Annotated in this window: 18 protein-coding genes, 1 tRNA gene and 1 pseudogene; 10 read left to right on the top strand and 10 right to left on the bottom strand. The window is 64.3% G+C overall.

The features are described from left to right. From KBY72_RS12115 to KBY72_RS12105, 3 genes are all read left to right on the top strand, one after another. The coding region (locus KBY72_RS12115; RefSeq protein WP_254993698.1) for a DUF6447 family protein at positions 1–243 on the top strand (243 nt) is incomplete at its 5' end. 447 nt (positions 244–690) lie between these two features. Continuing rightward, positions 691–2,298, top strand: a complete 1,608-nt coding sequence (locus tag KBY72_RS12110; protein WP_254960992.1) for a Calx-beta domain-containing protein — start codon at positions 691–693, stop codon at positions 2,296–2,298. A 157-nt stretch (positions 2,299–2,455) separates the two neighbouring features. Beyond that, positions 2,456–2,641: a hypothetical protein gene (locus KBY72_RS12105; RefSeq protein WP_254993697.1), complete on the top strand. Its 186-nt coding sequence runs from the start codon at positions 2,456–2,458 to the stop codon at positions 2,639–2,641. A 211-nt stretch (positions 2,642–2,852) separates the two neighbouring features. Here KBY72_RS12105 and KBY72_RS12100 read toward each other — a convergent pair. Continuing rightward, positions 2,853–2,923: transfer RNA gene (locus KBY72_RS12100), tRNA-Gly, on the bottom strand. 97 nt (positions 2,924–3,020) lie between these two features. Between KBY72_RS12100 and KBY72_RS12095 the strand changes: the two genes are divergently transcribed. Genes KBY72_RS12095 through plsY form a run of 5 tightly spaced genes read left to right on the top strand, consistent with a single transcriptional unit; the run spans position 3,021 to position 7,182 of the window. After that, positions 3,021–4,385 (top strand): MFS transporter, encoded by a 1,365-nt coding sequence (locus tag KBY72_RS12095; RefSeq protein WP_254960991.1) that lies wholly within the window; start codon positions 3,021–3,023, stop codon positions 4,383–4,385. Between the two features lie 14 nt (positions 4,386–4,399). Further along, a complete protein-coding gene (locus KBY72_RS12090) occupies positions 4,400–5,146 on the top strand; it encodes an MlaE family ABC transporter permease (protein WP_254929972.1) in 747 nt (248 codons plus the stop codon). After that, positions 5,146–5,580 (top strand): DUF3119 family protein, encoded by a 435-nt coding sequence (locus KBY72_RS12085; RefSeq protein ID WP_254929949.1) that lies wholly within the window; start codon positions 5,146–5,148, stop codon positions 5,578–5,580. The genes KBY72_RS12090 and KBY72_RS12085 overlap by 1 nt, the downstream gene beginning before the upstream one ends. Next, a complete protein-coding gene (locus KBY72_RS12080) occupies positions 5,573–6,487 on the top strand; it encodes a DUF3086 domain-containing protein (RefSeq protein WP_254929950.1) in 915 nt (304 codons plus the stop codon). The genes KBY72_RS12085 and KBY72_RS12080 overlap by 8 nt, the downstream gene beginning before the upstream one ends. Before the next feature lie 11 nt (positions 6,488–6,498). Beyond that, on the top strand, positions 6,499–7,182 hold the full coding sequence (gene plsY / locus KBY72_RS12075; RefSeq protein WP_254960989.1) for a glycerol-3-phosphate 1-O-acyltransferase PlsY: 684 nt from the start codon (positions 6,499–6,501) through the stop codon (positions 7,180–7,182). 207 nt (positions 7,183–7,389) lie between these two features. Here plsY and KBY72_RS12070 read toward each other — a convergent pair whose 3' ends face one another. Further along, complete coding sequence (locus tag KBY72_RS12070; protein ID WP_254929952.1) at positions 7,390–7,587, bottom strand: hypothetical protein; 198 nt, start codon at positions 7,585–7,587, stop codon at positions 7,390–7,392. A gap of 6 nt (positions 7,588–7,593) precedes the next feature. Between KBY72_RS12070 and KBY72_RS12065 the strand changes: the two genes are divergently transcribed. After that, on the top strand, positions 7,594–8,676 hold the full coding sequence (locus KBY72_RS12065) for a hypothetical protein (protein ID WP_254993696.1): 1,083 nt from the start codon (positions 7,594–7,596) through the stop codon (positions 8,674–8,676). Between the two features lie 13 nt (positions 8,677–8,689). Here the strand turns inward: KBY72_RS12065 and proC are convergent, their stop codons facing one another. The 7 genes from proC to KBY72_RS12030 form a co-directional block, all read right to left on the bottom strand. Next, positions 8,690–9,505: a pyrroline-5-carboxylate reductase gene (gene proC, locus KBY72_RS12060; protein ID WP_254929954.1), complete on the bottom strand. Its 816-nt coding sequence runs from the start codon at positions 9,503–9,505 to the stop codon at positions 8,690–8,692. Beyond that, the gene (locus KBY72_RS12055) at positions 9,489–10,040 is read right to left on the bottom strand and encodes a cell division protein SepF (RefSeq protein WP_254929955.1); all 552 of its coding nucleotides are present in this window, start codon (positions 10,038–10,040) and stop codon (positions 9,489–9,491) included. The genes proC and KBY72_RS12055 overlap by 17 nt, the downstream gene beginning before the upstream one ends. Before the next feature lie 93 nt (positions 10,041–10,133). After that, positions 10,134–10,772 (bottom strand): YggS family pyridoxal phosphate-dependent enzyme, encoded by a 639-nt coding sequence (locus KBY72_RS12050; protein WP_254929956.1) that lies wholly within the window; start codon positions 10,770–10,772, stop codon positions 10,134–10,136. A 4-nt stretch (positions 10,773–10,776) separates the two neighbouring features. Further along, positions 10,777–11,043, bottom strand: a complete 267-nt coding sequence (locus tag KBY72_RS12045) for a PipX family protein (RefSeq protein ID WP_254929973.1) — start codon at positions 11,041–11,043, stop codon at positions 10,777–10,779. A gap of 51 nt (positions 11,044–11,094) precedes the next feature. Next, entirely contained in the window at positions 11,095–12,033 is a 939-nt protein-coding gene (locus tag KBY72_RS12040; RefSeq protein ID WP_254960987.1) for a CbiQ family ECF transporter T component, read from the bottom strand. Positions 12,034–12,046: 13 nt separating this feature from the next. Further along, positions 12,047–13,411, bottom strand: a complete 1,365-nt coding sequence (gene der, locus KBY72_RS12035) for a ribosome biogenesis GTPase Der (protein WP_106502008.1) — start codon at positions 13,409–13,411, stop codon at positions 12,047–12,049. 59 nt (positions 13,412–13,470) lie between these two features. After that, the gene (locus KBY72_RS12030) at positions 13,471–13,950 is read right to left on the bottom strand and encodes a DUF1823 family protein (protein WP_254929958.1); all 480 of its coding nucleotides are present in this window, start codon (positions 13,948–13,950) and stop codon (positions 13,471–13,473) included. 28 nt (positions 13,951–13,978) lie between these two features. Between KBY72_RS12030 and dusB the strand changes: the two genes are divergently transcribed. After that, the gene (gene dusB / locus KBY72_RS12025; RefSeq protein ID WP_254993695.1) at positions 13,979–15,004 is read left to right on the top strand and encodes a tRNA dihydrouridine synthase DusB; all 1,026 of its coding nucleotides are present in this window, start codon (positions 13,979–13,981) and stop codon (positions 15,002–15,004) included. On the opposite strand, the pseudogene KBY72_RS12020 reads toward dusB, so the two are convergent. Then, positions 14,977–15,101: pseudogene (locus KBY72_RS12020) on the bottom strand (precorrin-2 C(20)-methyltransferase); the annotation flags it as partial. The gene dusB and the pseudogene KBY72_RS12020 overlap by 28 nt on opposite strands.

Genomic DNA, 15,101 nt, shown 5'->3' with positions numbered 1-15,101 from the left:
AGGCTTGCATGCTGCATTTTTGTTCTGATGCCAGCTAGCGACGGGCCAGTCCTTACCTTCGGTGATCAGCGCTATGCCATTCAGGACCTGCCTGATACGGCGAAGGCTGCGATCCAGAACCTGCAGTGGGCAGATGCCCAGATCCGCCACCACGAAGAAGCTCTGCGCGTGAGCACCTACGCCCGTCAGGCCATGGTTCAAGAACTCACCACCATCCTGGCTACTGTCCCGGCCCTGCCCTAGGCCCCTTTGCCTAGCCGAAGGCTTCTGCGAAGCAGTAGCGACACTGTCAGGCGCCACCTTCTTGTACCTGTTCACCAAAGCCCACTTGCAGCGGCTCGGTGAGGTGCTCCAGGCTTGGATAATCAACCAGATCCCCGGCCGCACATAGGGTCTGGACCAACAGAGGCAACCAGCGCAGCCTGCACCGCCGCGACGGCTAGCACCCAATCCGCCAAGGGGTTCGCGAGCTGGACTACAACATCCAAGGGATGCTGGCCTTGGGAGGAATGGCAATCGCACCCGGAGGCCCTTGGGCCGACATTGAGTCAACCCTGCCTAGGGTGGGTATTGACAGAGCCTCCATGGGCCTCCTATTCCTAGGGCTAGGAGCTTATGGCGGTAATTTGCTAATTTTAGCATTAAGTTTCTTCCAAAGCAGCGTTTTCTTCGTCTTCCGGGTGGTCCATCATGGCTAATTCTCCGTTGATCTCGCCAAGCGGTGCTCCGCTTTTGGACCTTACCGGCTATGCAGGTCAAAGGGTTTCTCTAGCATTCAGCGTCAGTCGTGCCGCAGCTGACAATAGCTCGATTGGTTTTTATAAAGTTTTAGATCGCGAGGGATCCGTTTCCCTTAATTCTTCTTCTGTTCTGCCTGGCCAGAAAAACTATGCATCGGCAGCTCTGGCTCCAGGCAATCTTTTAAGCGCCGGCGGCCAGAATGTCTCTCTAGGAGCGCCTAATAACGCATCGTCAAATTTATCGTTTGATGTTTCTGGTGGGGAGCTTTGGGCTCCTTATGCCAGAAACTCATCTAAAGGCATTACCTTCTTTTCGTGGCCTGCTCAAAACCCCTCCAAATTCTCGAATGTTAGAAATGATGGGGGAAATTCTTTTTCCCTCGAGGATTTGCCTCGCGGTGGAGATCGTGATTTTGACGATTTAAAGGTTTCCGCTTCGGTAACCAATACCAGTGGCGGTGGCAGCGGCAGCGGCAGCGGTAGCGGTAGCGGTAGCGGTAGCGGTAGCGGCGGTGGTAGCGGCAGCGGTGGCGGTGGCGGTGGCGGTGGCGGTGGCGGTAGCGGCAACGCTCCAGTGGCTCCTGTCTCTTATTTCTCTCTTTCCGATGCCAAGGCGTTGGAGGGAGATACCGCCAAAGTATTAATAACTCGTTCTGGAGATCTCAGCACAGAGCAGCATCTGTTATTGCAGTCGTTCGGCGGCACAGCCACCCTCGGGCAAGACTACAACAAAGTGGGGGAAGAGATCACGTTTGCTAAGGGTCAGAACACCCATACTTCACTTGTGCCCACCTTAAAAGATAGCCGCGCAGAGCCCACTGAGTTTATCAGCCTACATCTAACTCCTAATTCCAGTAAATCTGATTCTCCTGCTCCTTCTATTACCCGACAGATTGGCTACGTCTCGATCCTCGATGGTGATGACGACAACCGCGGTACTTTTGGCCCGGGTTCATCGGGTTTTGGTGCCTCTAACCCAGTCGCTGTTTCCGGTGGCATTCAGGCGTCCGGTGGTTCCACGGTGAATGTGCCAGCTGGTGGGTCTTACGCCTACGGCACTTCTTACAGTGCTTTTCCTTATGGTTCGGCCTATTACGGTGCCTCAGCCGTGGGCCCGGCCTATTACGTAAGTTCGCCTTACTACACACCCTATTCGACTCCAGCCGTTTATTTTCCTGGCTACGGACCAGCTCTATATGCAGATCCCTCCCCCCAAACCATTGCCATATCAGGCGGAGTGAGTGCTAGTGAAGGATCCACGATCTCGATTGGTGTTGACACCATCGCACCTGGCGTGAATGTGGGTACCACGGTGATTGGTGCTGGTGTTGCTCCCCACGCTTTTGTTGTCCAGACGCCATTCAATGCTATTTCGGCCACCTCCGTCGATATTCTTCATTTTCTACAGTCCCCCTCACTTCAATCCTTTGGTGTTGCCGTTCCAGTTGCCACCTATCCAGGCACCTATGCACCCATTGCTCCCTCCCAACTCGTTCCCGTAATGGTGACCCCTCAGCAGATGGGAATCCTGCAAAGCGGATCCCTTCCTGTGGCTTAGGCCTGAATAAATTCCGTGCTTTCTGCCTTGGTCAGCACCGCCCCGCCAAGTCCAAAGGCGGCATGAATTGCATTGATGGCAGTAACGGCTTGATCTCGCAACTGATCAGCTTGTGTTCCCTAAACGCTGCGATCAACGCATCCCAGTCCCTAGGAGGGTGAAACGCCGCACCACCTCGATGCCTGGAGCGGCCCACATCTCTATCTGCGTCATGGTCCAGAGCACGAGACATCTGGGCAACGTAGGCATCAGGCTCGATGTCCTGCTGGAAAACGCGGTGATTCAGAACCGTCCAGCCCCTGCGGCAGCCCCTTGGGGACAGCCCCTTGGGGACAGCGCTTGAAACACGACAGCCCTGCGTGAAACACGACAGCCCTGATCGTCACCTCCCAATCGCGGGCCGCCGGCATGTGAGACGTTTGGTGAGATAGACGTTTGGTGAGATATTTCATCTGACAGCCCGAGACGAAGCAAACAGACGCTGGAGATGACTAGCAGACCGAAAGCCAGTCGCAGCAAGGGCTTTAGGCCGAAAACCCCTATTGAGAAAAGTAAGCGGGCGGCGGGAATCGAACCCGCATCATCAGCTTGGAAGGCTGAGGTTTTACCACTAAACTACGCCCGCGGCAGTACATGCGTACGAGTCACATGCCTGTTGCTGTTACCGAAGTAATCCAGCTCAGACATTATGGCCTGCCCACCCCAAGTCCTAAGCGGCCCCGATGATTACAGCTGAAGAACAGAGCTTGGGGCAGGCAGCCCGGCGTCGCCTGCTGTGGAGCTATGGGCTCGGCGACATCGGCACCGGCATGGCTGCCACCCAGCTGGGCTTCTACCTATTTGTTTTTTACACCGGTGTGGCCGGGCTGCCGGCCTGGATGGCGGGCCTGGTGCTGATGGTGCTGAAGGTGTGGGATGGCATCAACGACCCCCTAGTGGGCTGGCTCAGCGACCACACCAAGCACCCCTGGGGCCCGCGGCTGCCCTGGATGGCTGGCAGCGCCATTCCCCTAGGCCTGGCGCTGGTAGCGATGTGGTGGGTGCCTCCGGGGGGGGACTGGCAGAAGTTCGCAATTTTGGTGGTGATCCAGCTGGTGGCTATGGCGCTGTACACCTGCGTCAACCTGCCCTACTCGGCCCTAGCCGCCGAGCTCACCAGCTCCACCCAGCTGCGCACCCAGCTGAATGCCAGCCGCTTCACCGGATCGATCCTGGCTGGATTGGCCGGCTTGGTGCTGGGGGCCCTGCTGGTGGGCCAGGGCGCGGAGGGCTACCTACGTATGGGCTGGGTGTCCGGACTAACCCTCACGGTGTTCACCCTGCTGTGCTGCTGGGGACTAGCCCCCTTCGCCCGCAACTGCCAGCGCCCTACGGGCCACCCGGAACCGATCCGGCGCCAACTACAGCGCATCTCAGCCAACCCTCGCTTTCTCAAAGTGCTGGGGCTTTACCTGCTGCTCTGGTGTGCCCTGCAGCTGATGCAGCCGGTGTCGCTGATTTTCCTGGCCGTGGTTATGCAACTGCCGGAGAGCTGGAGCACTTGGATCCTGATTCCCTTCCAGCTCAGTGCCCTGGCGGGGCTGCAGCTATGGAGCCGGGTGGCAGGGCGCCACGGCCGTGTCTGCGCCCTGCGCTGGGGCACCGGGCTATGGATTGCCGGCTGCCTGGGGGCAAGCCTGCTGGTGCCCCTCGATGGCAGCACTGCTCCCCTGGGCAGCTTCAGCAATGGCATCTCCCTGGGCCTACTGGTGCTCACGATCATGGTTACGGGCCTGGGAGCCTCCACCGCCTACCTGATCCCCTGGGCCCTGTTGCCCGACGCGATCGATGCCGACCCCGACAAACCAGCCGGGCTGTACACCGCCTGGATGGTGGTGACTCAGAAACTGGGCATCGGTGTGGCCGTGTTTGCCCTTGGTAATGGGCTGAGCCTCAGCGGCTACCAGGCCTCCCTGGAACTGGCCCAGCCGACTACTGCCCTCACGACCATCCGCCTATGCATGGGCCTGATTCCGGCCGTGCTGATCGCCGCTGGCCTGCTGGTGATGCGACGCTGGCCGGAGAAAGGCCTGCACCGCCAGCCATGAAGCGCCCCGCCTGGCTGACAACACCGCGCTGGCTGCGGCGCCTGGGAGCCAGCCTTCTGGTTGGCGGGCAGGCGGTGAGCGCCATCGCCAAGGGGCGCATCGGCTTCAACGATCTGATGCAAGAGCTGATGGAAGCCGGCCCCGGCAGCTTCCTGATCGTGCTGATCACGGCCTTGGCTGCGGGCACCGTGTTCAACATCCAGGTGGCAGCGGAACTCTCCAAACAGGGCGCCAGCGCCACGGTGGGCGGTCTATTGGCCCTGGGGCTGTCACGGGAGATCGCGCCCCTGCTCACCGCCACCCTGCTCACCGGCAAGGTGGCCACGGCCTATGCGGCCCAGATCGGCACCATGAAGGTGACCGAGCAGATCGACGCGATCACGATGCTGCGCACCGATCCCGTGGAGTACTTGGTGGTGCCCCGGGTAATAGCCATGGTGATCATGGCGCCGGTGCAATGCCTGCTCTTCTTCTGGGTGGGGATCTGGTCGGGCCAGGTGAGCAGCACGCTGCTCTACAACATCCCCCCGGCGGTGTTCTGGAACTCGGTGCGCACCTGGATGGAGCCCGACGACCTGCCCTCGATGCTGCTCAAAGCTCTGGTATTCGGGCTGCAGATCGCCGTGATCGCCTGCGGCTGGGGACTCACCACCCGGGGGGGGCCCAAGGAGGTGGGCACCAGCACCACCGGTGCCGTGGTCATGATTCTGGTCACAGTCGCCCTGATGGACGCCCTGCTCACCTCGCTGCTGTTCACCTGATGACCTCCCCTGCTCCCGGAACTAGCGGCGTGGTGCTCGACCCCGCCTACGGCGTATCCCTTGGCGTGATTGGCCTGGGACTGGCAGCCCTGGCCCTATCACCACTGTGGGCTGGGGCCATCTGGCTCAGCCTGGTCGTAGCGGTGTTCGGTTTGTTTCTGCTGCTGCAAACCCGCCTGCTGCGGCTGGAGTTTGGCGGCGATGCCCTGCTGGTATGGCGTCAGCAGACCCTGCTGCGCCGCTTCCCATACCAGGAGTGGCTGAGCTGGACAATCTTTTGGCCGGGGCTGCCAGTGCTGTTTTATTTCCGTGAACAGGCCAGCATCCACTTCCTGCCAGTGCTCTTTGATGCAACCAGCCTGCGCCAGCAACTGGAGCAGCACCTGAGCCAGCTCCCCCCCGCAGCACCTCCCGATTCCCCAAGCGATGTCTGACGACCCCAGCCAGGCTTCCCCTACCCCTGACACCCCTGAGATCCCTTCACCAGCCCCCTGGCAGGAGCTGGCCCTTACGGAGCTGCAGCAGCAGCGCACAGCCCTGCTTGAGGAGATCCGCCAGCTGGAAGCTCGCCGCGGCCAGATCCAAAAGGAGATCGAAGCGAGCTTTGCTGGCCAGGCTGATGGGGTGGCCAGGCGGCTCAAGGGCTTCCAGGACTACCTGGTGGGAGCCCTGCAGGACCTCGCCGTGGCCGCCGAGCAGGTGGAGCTGGTGCCCCAGCAGGTGCTGGTGCAGCCCTCCCCCCTCGACCAGATCAGCAGCACAGCAGAAGCCAGCCAACCCTTAGCGGCTGTAGCGGCCGCAGGGCTGTTCGGCCCTGACGAAGTCCTGATTCGCGAGCGTCTGGCCGGCTTTGGCGGCCAGCCCGACTTCTACGCCGATCCCTGGCAGCTGCGCCGCACCCTGGATGCCAGCGGAGCCGCCCTGCTCGACGACTGGTTCCTGGGCCAGGGCGGCCGGGGTGCCCAGCCCAGCTGCGGTAGCCGCAGCCGCAATGCCCTGGTGGCCGCCGCCGCCATCGCCATCCTCGGCGAGCTCTATGGCGAACGCTTCCAAACCCTGGTGCTGGCCAGCCAACCGGAGCGCCTGGGGGAATGGCGCCGCGGCCTGCAGGACTGCCTGGGCCTTTCCCGCGAGGATTTCGGACCCAGCAGCGGCATCGTGCTGTTTGAGCGGGCCGATGCCCTGGTGGAGCGGGCCGACCGCCTCGAAGAGCGGGGCGAGCTGCCCTTCATCGTGGTGGATGCGGGCGAGCCGGTGATCGAGATCCCGATCCTGCAGTTTCCGCTCTGGCTGGTTTTCGCGGCCGGCCCCGGCGAACTTATGGCCGACGAAACCTATTAAGCCCAACCACCGTGACCCTGCCTGCAGCCGTGACCCTGCCAACAGCCGTGATCCTGCTCACCCTTGCCATGCTGATCGCCGGCTACCTGCTCGGCTCAATCCCCAGCGGTTACCTGGCAGGGCGCTGGCTGGCTGGCCTCGACATCCGCCTCGAAGGTTCCGGCTCCACCGGTGCCACCAACGTGCTGCGGGTGGTCGGCAAGGGGCCGGCCCTAGCGGTGTTCCTGGTGGATGTGCTCAAAGGAGCCGCCGCCGTGCTGCTGGCCAAGGCGCTGCTGCAGCCCCCTGGAGCACCGCTATTGGGCACCGGCACGAGTGTGACTGACACAGGTGTGGTCGCGGCGGGCTTAGCGGCCCTGGCCGGCCACATTTGGCCCATCTGGCTCAACTGGAAGGGGGGCAAGGCCGTGGCCACCGGGCTGGGGGTATTGCTAGGCCTGGTACCGGCGGTGGGCATGGCCTGTTTTGGCATCTTCCTCACCGTGTTGAGTTCCACCCGGCTGGTGTCTCTCGCCAGCGTGGTGGCGGCAATCAGCCTGCCACTTCTGATGGTGGGGGCCCATGGCATGCGGCTTGCTTATCTAGCCCTTGCCGTGCTCACTACTCTTGTGGTGGTATTGCGGCATCGCAGCAACATCCAACGCCTTCGCGCGGGCACCGAACCGCGCCTGGGCCATGCAAAGCCGGAATCCTGACCAATACCCTGCCCCAAACAACCCAATCCGCCCCTGGCTTCCTCCCTGTCGACCCTCTCCTCAGCCAACGTTTCACAAGCCAGGGTGACCCCGCGCTCCCTGGCATTGGTTCTGCTGCTTGCGAGCCTCTTGACCCAGGCCACCAGCCTGTGGACTGGCCACAGGGCCCTCAACAGCCAAGCCCAGCTTGCCCGCGAGCGAGCGAGATCAGAAGCCCTCGACCAACTCCAGGCTCAGCAGAACCACCTTGCCCTTGCAGAGCGCCTCCTGGGCAACCCTCTGGCCAATGAGAAAGTCCGAAGGGGTCTGATTTCCCAGATGGTCCAGGGGCAGCGTGCCCGCGATCAGTCCCTCCGCGACCTGCTGCGAGCCGACACGACGGAAAAACCCGCCGGCGTCGCCCATCAGCCCTTGTCGTATGCCCAACTGGAGCAGGCCCTCCAGCAATGGGACCGGGGCCATCACGCTCTGCTCAAAACCCAGGCACCCTTGCTGAACACGGGTTGGCCCCTAACCCCCCAGGAGCGAATCAGCCTGCCCGCCTTTCAGGCCATGCAACGCCTGGCCCAAGGCCGCCTACAAGCCCAGTGGACAGTGGCGGAGGCCCTGAAGCGAGCCCAGGAAGAAGAGCACAACAGCCAACAAATGACCCTGGCCAGTGTCAACGCCGACCTGAGCACCAGCCAGTCCTCTGGCCTGATAGCCCTGCTTCTTCTGCTGACAGGCGGGGGACTACTTCTGCTGAAGACCGCCACTACATCCGCAGCCGCCACCAACTGCACCACCGACAGCGACGCCAACGCCCAGCCTACACGAAAGGCGGACCATGAAGCGCCCGGCCGCCTGGCGGGAGCTTCCACGGAACCGACGGCTGCCCCAACCCAGCCAGGAGCGCCAGCCCAACCGAGCACAGATGTAGCAGATCTCGCAGGGCGATCAGCAGCTGTCAACGCCGTCACTGCTCCAACCACCGCATCGCCCAATGCGGTCTCATCATCTCTGGGGCCGACCATTCAGCCCCCAGGCCCCGGATCCCCCGGCACGGAGCTGGCGGTGGTGATCCAACAGCTGCTCGCCCTAGCGCCCGGCGTCGAAGCACTTCACGGGGCCCTCGTCCAGCTAAGCCAGGGCTCCACCTCCCAGCCCACCGCTGGCCTGCTCGCCGCAGCTCAGCAAGCCAGCGCACCGGCTGACGGACCAGCTAAGACCACCATCGATCCCACCGCGGCAGAGCTTCCAACCTGGACTGCCCTGCAGCAGACCCTCGAGGATTTGCTGCGCAATCCCTTCAAGCTGGAGGACCGGCAGCGACTCAGGACCCTGCTCCACCACCTACTCAAGACCGCCGGCCCCCAAGGCGACCCAGAGTTGGAACAGGCCTTCGCCAAGCTGATGAAGGAGAGCGGCGATGGTCGCCTGCCGGTGCCCTCCAGGGAGCTCCTGCACGAACTGCTGGGACTGGTGCAACGGCCGAGAACAAGCGGTGGAACTTAGTCCCGCATGGGGCTCAGGCCAGCTGTCGGCTCCGTTCGGCGGCCGCCAGCACCGCCTCCAGCAGAGCCGAACGCACACCACCAGCCTCAAGGCGCCGCAGGCCAGCGATGGTGGTTCCGCCGGGACTGCTCACCATGTCCTTGAGCTGACCGGGATGCAGATCCTGCTCGTGTAGCAGAGCGGCGGTGCCCGCCAGGGTGCGGTGGGCCAGGCGGTGGGCCAGGGCCCGCGGCAGGCCGGCCGCCACGGCACCATCGGCCATCGCCTCCGACACCACCGCCACAAAGGCGGGCCCAGATGAAGTGAGGGCCAGAAAGGCATCGAGCTGGGCTTCAGGCAGCTCGTGCACCTCTCCCACCTGGGCGAAGAGCTGCTGCACCCAGCGGCGTTTGTCTGGGGGCACGTCGACGCCAAAGGCCAGGCCCGTGAGCCCCGCCCGCACCAGGGCCGGGGTATTCGGTACGGCGCGCACGCACTGCCAGCCAGGAAACAAACGCTGCAGCCGCGCCAGGGTGACACCGGCGAGCACGGAGATCAGCAGCCCGCCCGAACCAGCCGCCGCCGCCGGTGCTACGGCCTCGAGCTGCTGGGGCTTAACCGCCAGCAAAACCACCGGCGCAGACCAGGCTGCAGCTGCATCAGTAGCCACAGTCAAACCGTGGGTTTGGGCCAGGCCGGTGGCGGAGGCTTCGCTGGCAACAACGGCTCGCACACCCTCGCGCTGCACCAGGCCTGCTTCCAGCAGGGGAAACAGCAAAGCCTGGGCCATACGGCCCAGGCCCACTACGCCGAAGGTTGGCGTCACAGCCGGCCTAAATGACGGCGTCATGCCGGCCCCAGGCCGGGCTGGGGGCCGCGTCCTGCTGGGGCTCGCTGATCTCACGGTTCACGATCGTGGGCGAAGAGGCTTCGTCGCTGGCGGCGGTGGTCACCGTGACGCAGCTAGGCGCAAACAGAAAAATGCTTTCACCCACCCGCTCCTGGTGGCCGTCGATAGCAAAGGTGCCGCCTGCCACAAAATCCACGGCGCGCTGGGCCTGATCCGGCTCCATCATCGTGAGGTTGAGGATCACGGTCTTGCGGTCGCGCAAGGCCTGGATGGCGCGGGGCATTTCATCGAAGCTGCGCGGCTCCATCAGGGTCACCTCGGCAGAGGCCGTGGAAAGGCCGGGCATGCCGATCACGTTGGTGCCGGCAAAAGGATCGTCAGCACCGAAATCGGAGCTCAGGGCTAGGGCGCTGGAGCGACTGGTGTAGCTCGGCTCAGGCTGCTCGCCGCCGTCGTAATCGAGCTCATCGTCGTAGTCGCCATCGAGATAGTCGTCTCCTGAGACAACGGCACGCAGGCGGGAAAACAACGACACGAACCAAACCTCGCAAGTTTCTTTCCACCTGAATAGCGTCCCACACCAATCGCGGCAAGGCTTTCAAGCGGAGATTGGCACCTTGTGGGGAAACTATTGAATTTGGCGCGGCCCAAACAGGCCGCTACCAATGCGCAACCAGGTGCTGCCAGCTGCGGCAGCCTCGGGCCAATCGCCACTCATGCCCATCGAACGCTCCGGCAGGCCCAGCTGCGTCGCCAGGGCGTCGCACTCGCCAAACAGGGCCCGACGCTCGGCCTCGTCCAGGCCCAGGGGGGCCAGGGTCATCAGGCCCAGGGGCCGCAGGGGCGCCAGGCCACCCAACTCAGGCCAGTGTTGGCAGAGCTCAGCGGGCTCAAAGCCGGTCTTGGCGGGATCGGGGCGAAATTTCACCTGAAAAAAGACCGCTGGCTGGCGCTGCTCCTCGGCGGCGATGCGGGCAAGGCGTCTAGCCAGATCAAGGCTGTCGAGGGAGTGGATCGTGCCGAAGTGGCGCACCACACCCCGGGCCTTATTGGCCTGCAGCCGGCCGATGAAATGCCAGTCGAGGGGCGCCAGATCGGCCAGCTCGGCCTGCTTGAGCACCGCCTCCTGCAGGCGACTTTCACCAAAGCTGCGCTGGCCGGCGGCCACCGCTTCACGGATCCGATCAGCGGGCTGACCCTTGCTCACCGCCAGCAGGCGACAGCCTGGCGGCAGCTCGGCCTGGAGGGCGGCCAGTCGCCCGGCCAAGGATTCAGATGAAGGTCTGGTCAAACAACTGACGCCAATGGGCGTGGGCCTCGGGACCGTCGCGGCGGGAGCGCGCCAGATTTTGCTCAGCAAAGTGGCGAGCATCCATCAGCGGCACCACCTCAAAGGTGGCGCCACGGGGCTGCAGGGTGACGACGAAAAAAATGCGCTGGGCGTAGAGGGTGGCGAACAGATCCCGGCCTTCGGACACCGCCGCCACCCGATAGAGCATCCCGAAGGTGGGATGGTTTAGGTAGCGCTCCGGACTCACAAATGCGCTGCTCGTCAATGCGCTGCTCACCGATGCAATCGAACTTGGCCATTAAAGGTCACCGACTTTCCAACGCAGCAGGAGCATCAGCAGCAACAACCCCGCCGCCGTGGCGTTGAGCAGGCCCAGGCCCAGGCCCCGCCCCGCAACCGCTGGTCGCAGCAGCTGGTTGGGCGGCAGCCAGACCCCGCCGCGGGCCAGCAGCGCCTCAGCTCCCTGCTCGGCGCGCAGCAACACGTTGGCCAGCAGCCGCTCTCCCAGGGCCAGCACCAAGGCCAAGCCCCCCTTCCAGCCCAGCCGCTTGAAATTCACCGCCCGGGTTGCAATAGATCGCAACAGGTTTTGCAGCTCCTCCTGCACCAGGGGCAGGAAGCGCAGGGAAAGCAGCAGGGTGAAGCCAAGCCGCTCCACCGGCAGACCCAGCCGGGCCAAGGGCGCCAGCAGCCAGCTGATCGCCCACACCAACTGTTCGGGGGAGGTGCTGAGCAGCAGCAGGTTGGCGCTGTGCACCAGGGTGAATAGCAGCGTGGCGCCGTTGAGGCCCAGCTCAGCTGAACGGCGGGTCACCACCAGGGGGCCAGCGCGCAGCAGCACCCAGGGGGTGCCCGAGCGCTCTGGCGGCGGGCTGCCGGGGGGGGCGGGCTGGAGCCGCAACTCCGCCGGCGGCCGCTGCAGGGCTGCGGATGCCGCCGTGCCCGCCGGCAGCAGGGCCGCCAGGGCACCCACCAATAGGGCAAGGGCCAGTAGCAGCGGCACGCTGCGGCGCCATAGCCGCCAGCTGAGCCCGCTAGCGGCGGTGATCAGCAGCAATAAGCCCACCAGACTGAGACGCCAGAGCGGTCCTGCCAGGATCGGCGTTACTAGAAAAATCAGGCTCCAGGCCAGCTTCAGGCGCGGATCAAGCCGGCGCAACCAGCTGCCGCCTGTGGCCGCCTCCGCCGGATCCGGGGCGGCAAATTGGCCGATGGGGATCTGGCGTAAAAAATCCACCTAAGCGCAGGCCCTAGCGCCCACGAGTCTGGCTGCGGGCCAGCTCCTTCTCGGCATCGCGCTGCTGCTTGCCCCGCCAGAACAACTTGATCGGCGTGCCCTCAAAGCCCAGGCCCTCGCGGATCTGACGCTCCACATAGCGGCGATAGGTTTCACCGAACAGCCTCGGCTCATTGACAAACAACGTGAAGCTAGGGGGCCGCACCGCCACCTGGGTGCCGTAGTAAAGGCGGCCCTGGCGGCCACCACGGCTGGTGGGCGGTGTGCGCCAGCTGAGCGCCTCGGTGAGCACCTCGTTCACCACCGAAGTGGTGACACGGCGGCGGTGCTGCTCCACCGCCAGCAGGGCCAGGGGGAAGATCGCCTGCACCCGCTGGCCGCTGAGGGCAGAGGTGAACAGCATCGGCGCCCAGTCGAGGAAATAGAGCTTTGCGCGGAGCTCCTTCTCCATCGCCGGCATGGTGTGGCTGTCTTTTTCAATGGCATCCCACTTATTCACCACCACCACGCAGGCTCGGCCGTCCTCTTCGATGCGGCCAGCCAGGCGCTGGTCTTGCTCGGTGACGCCATCGAGGGCGTCAATTACTAGTACGCACACATCGGAGCGCTCGATCGCCTTGAAGCTGCGACTGATGCCGAAGTATTCGGGGCCGTAGCTCACCGAACGGCGGCGACGGATGCCGGCCGTATCGAGCAGCTTCCAGGTTTTGCCCTCCCGCTCGATCGTGGTGTCGATCGTGTCGCGGGTGGTGCCACGAATCGGGCTGACGATCGCCCGGTTTTCACCGCACACCGCATTGAGCAGGCTGGATTTACCCACGTTGGGCCTGCCGATGATCGCCAGCTGAATCGGCTCTTCGCCCTCGTCTTCTTCGGTAGGGGGCAGATAGCTCACCACCTTGTCGAGCAGGTCGCCGGTGCCGGCACCGTGAATCGCCGAAATCGGGAAGGGCTCGCCCAGGCCCAGGCCCCAAAACTCGGCCGCCATGGCCAGGCCCGCATCGGGCGACTCGCACTTATTCACTGCGAGCATGGTGGGAACCCCCTGGCCCCGCAGCCACTCGGCAATCGACTGGTCGGCGGCGGTGCATCCCTGCTGACCATCAACAACAACCAGGGCCACGGCCGCCTCGGCCAGGGCCAGGTTTGCCTGCTCGCGAATCTCCGGCAGAAACTCGCTGTCGTCGTCAAACACCAAGCCGCCGGTGTCGACCACCCGGAAGGTGCGATCAGCCCAGTAACCCTCTTGATAGGTGCGATCCCGAGTCACGCCGGGCGTGTCGTGCACGATCGCTTCGCGGCTGCGGCAGAGCCGGTTCACCAGGGTGGATTTGCCCACGTTGGGGCGTCCGATAATTGCAACGACCGGTAAGGCCAAGGGAGGTATTCCTACGTCTGTCCTGTATTGACCCTACAGAGAGACCTAAACCCCAGCAATTAGCTAATGGGCAGGTCACCTGGATGCCCCAGCACCGGATCGGCCGGCGCCACCAACAGCAGCGGCAGTGGCCCGCTCTCCGGCAGGGCTTTATCTCGCTCGGCCAGATAGGCCAGCAACCAGTTCACGGCGGTAGCGCGGCGGGTGCGGCGCGGGTAGAGCTCGCCGATCGTGTAGCCCGCAAAACCCAACTGCTGCTTGAGCAGTTGCTTGTGCACCTTGGCGATCGAGCGGGTGAGGGCCACCGAGGCGGGCCGCTCAGCGATGAACTGGGGTTCGATCGGGAAGGACTCCCGCCAGGCAGCGCTGGTGGCCGGGCCGGCGCTCCAGGTGCCGGAGCCATTCAGCTCGTATCCCAGGCGCGGCCAGATCAGCTCACACACGAAGCGATCGCTGGTGCGGTCGGCGAGCACCGCCTCCAGCAACTCTCGGTTTAAGGGGTAGGGCACGGCAGCGGGGGCGGCCTGAGCGGAAGCCATCGGCCTGAAGCATCACAATCGATTCACCATGATCACTGGTTCACCGATCACCGCTCTGCCCCTGCAGCTCTCTGGCAACGGCACGCCCCGCGCCCTGCGCTGCCGCGTCTTGCAGTCGCCGCTGGCGGGGGTGAGCGATCGGATTTTTCGCGGCCTGGTGCGGCGCTGGGCGCCCGATGCCCTGCTGTTCACCGAGATGGTGAACGCCACCAGCCTGGAGCTGGGCTTCGGGCTGCAGAAGGTGGAGGAGCTGGGCAGCGAGGCCGGCCCGATCGGTGTGCAGCTGTTTGATTACCGGCCCGTAGCCATGGCTGAGGCGGCCAAGCGGGCCGAGGCCGCCGGCGCCTTTCTGATCGACATCAATATGGGCTGCCCGGTGAAGAAGATCGCCACGAAAGGCGGCGGTAGCGGCCTGATCCGCGATCCCGAGCTGGCGGCCCGCCTGGTGGAAAGCGTGGCCGCGGCCGTAGCTCTCCCGGTGACGGTGAAAACGCGGCTGGGCTGGTGCGATGGCAGCGATGCGGTGAGCTGGTGCCAGCGGCTCGAGAATGCCGGTGCCCAGCTGCTCACCCTGCACGGCCGCAGCCGCGAACAGGGCTTCAAGGGTCAGGCCGACTGGGCCGCCATCGCTGCGGTGAAGGCGGCGCTAACGATCCCGGTGATCGCCAATGGCGACATCAACAGACCCGAGGATGCGGTGCGCTGCCTGGAGCAGACGGGCGCGGATGGGGTGATGGTGGGCCGGGGCACCATGGGCTCCCCCTGGCTGGTGGGCCAGATCGATGCGGAGCTCAGCGGCCGGCCCATCCCAGCCACCCCCGGCGCCCTCGAGCGCCTCGCCCTGGCGGCGGAGCAGCTGCAGGCCCTGGTGGCGGCCAAGGGCGACCACGGCCTGCTGATCGCCCGCAAGCACATGGGCTGGACCTGCCAGGGCTTCGCCGGCGCCCCCCAACTGCGCCACGCCCTGATGAGGGCGCCCACCCCGGGCGCAGCCCTGGAGCTGCTGCAGCGAGCGGAGGCAGCCGTTCAAGGCAGCACCTCTGGCCAGCTCTGACGAATAAGCAGTAGCGAAAAGTAGGGCTGTTCATCGGCGGGCACCTCGGCCGCTGGCGCCAGTAGCTGGTCGGGCCAGCCCACCCGTTGGGCAAACA

It is taken from the genome of Cyanobium sp. BA5m-21 (genome assembly GCF_024346235.1).
Lineage (GTDB): Bacteria > Cyanobacteriota > Cyanobacteriia > PCC-6307 > Cyanobiaceae > Cyanobium_A > Cyanobium_A usitatum.
Note: the sequence above shows the minus strand (reverse complement) of the source record. Positions and strands in the feature narration are given on the sequence as shown.

Bases quoted from the DNA above. Each gene is read 5' to 3' on its own strand.
- KBY72_RS12110 (WP_254960992.1), top strand. From the start codon at position 691: ATGGCTAATTCTCCGTTGATCTCGCCAAGCGGTGCTCCGCTTTTGGAC.
- KBY72_RS12095 (WP_254960991.1), top strand. From the start codon at position 3,021: ATGATTACAGCTGAAGAACAGAGCTTGGGGCAGGCAGCCCGGCGTCGC.
- KBY72_RS12085 (WP_254929949.1), top strand. From the start codon at position 5,146: ATGACCTCCCCTGCTCCCGGAACTAGCGGCGTGGTGCTCGACCCCGCC.
- KBY72_RS12080 (WP_254929950.1), top strand. From the start codon at position 5,573: ATGTCTGACGACCCCAGCCAGGCTTCCCCTACCCCTGACACCCCTGAG.
- KBY72_RS12070 (WP_254929952.1), bottom strand. From the start codon at position 7,587: ATGGGCGACGCCGGCGGGTTTTTCCGTCGTGTCGGCTCGCAGCAGGTC.
- proC (WP_254929954.1), bottom strand. From the start codon at position 9,505: ATGACGCCGTCATTTAGGCCGGCTGTGACGCCAACCTTCGGCGTAGTG.
- KBY72_RS12030 (WP_254929958.1), bottom strand. From the start codon at position 13,950: ATGGCTTCCGCTCAGGCCGCCCCCGCTGCCGTGCCCTACCCCTTAAAC.
- dusB (WP_254993695.1), top strand. From the start codon at position 13,979: ATGATCACTGGTTCACCGATCACCGCTCTGCCCCTGCAGCTCTCTGGC.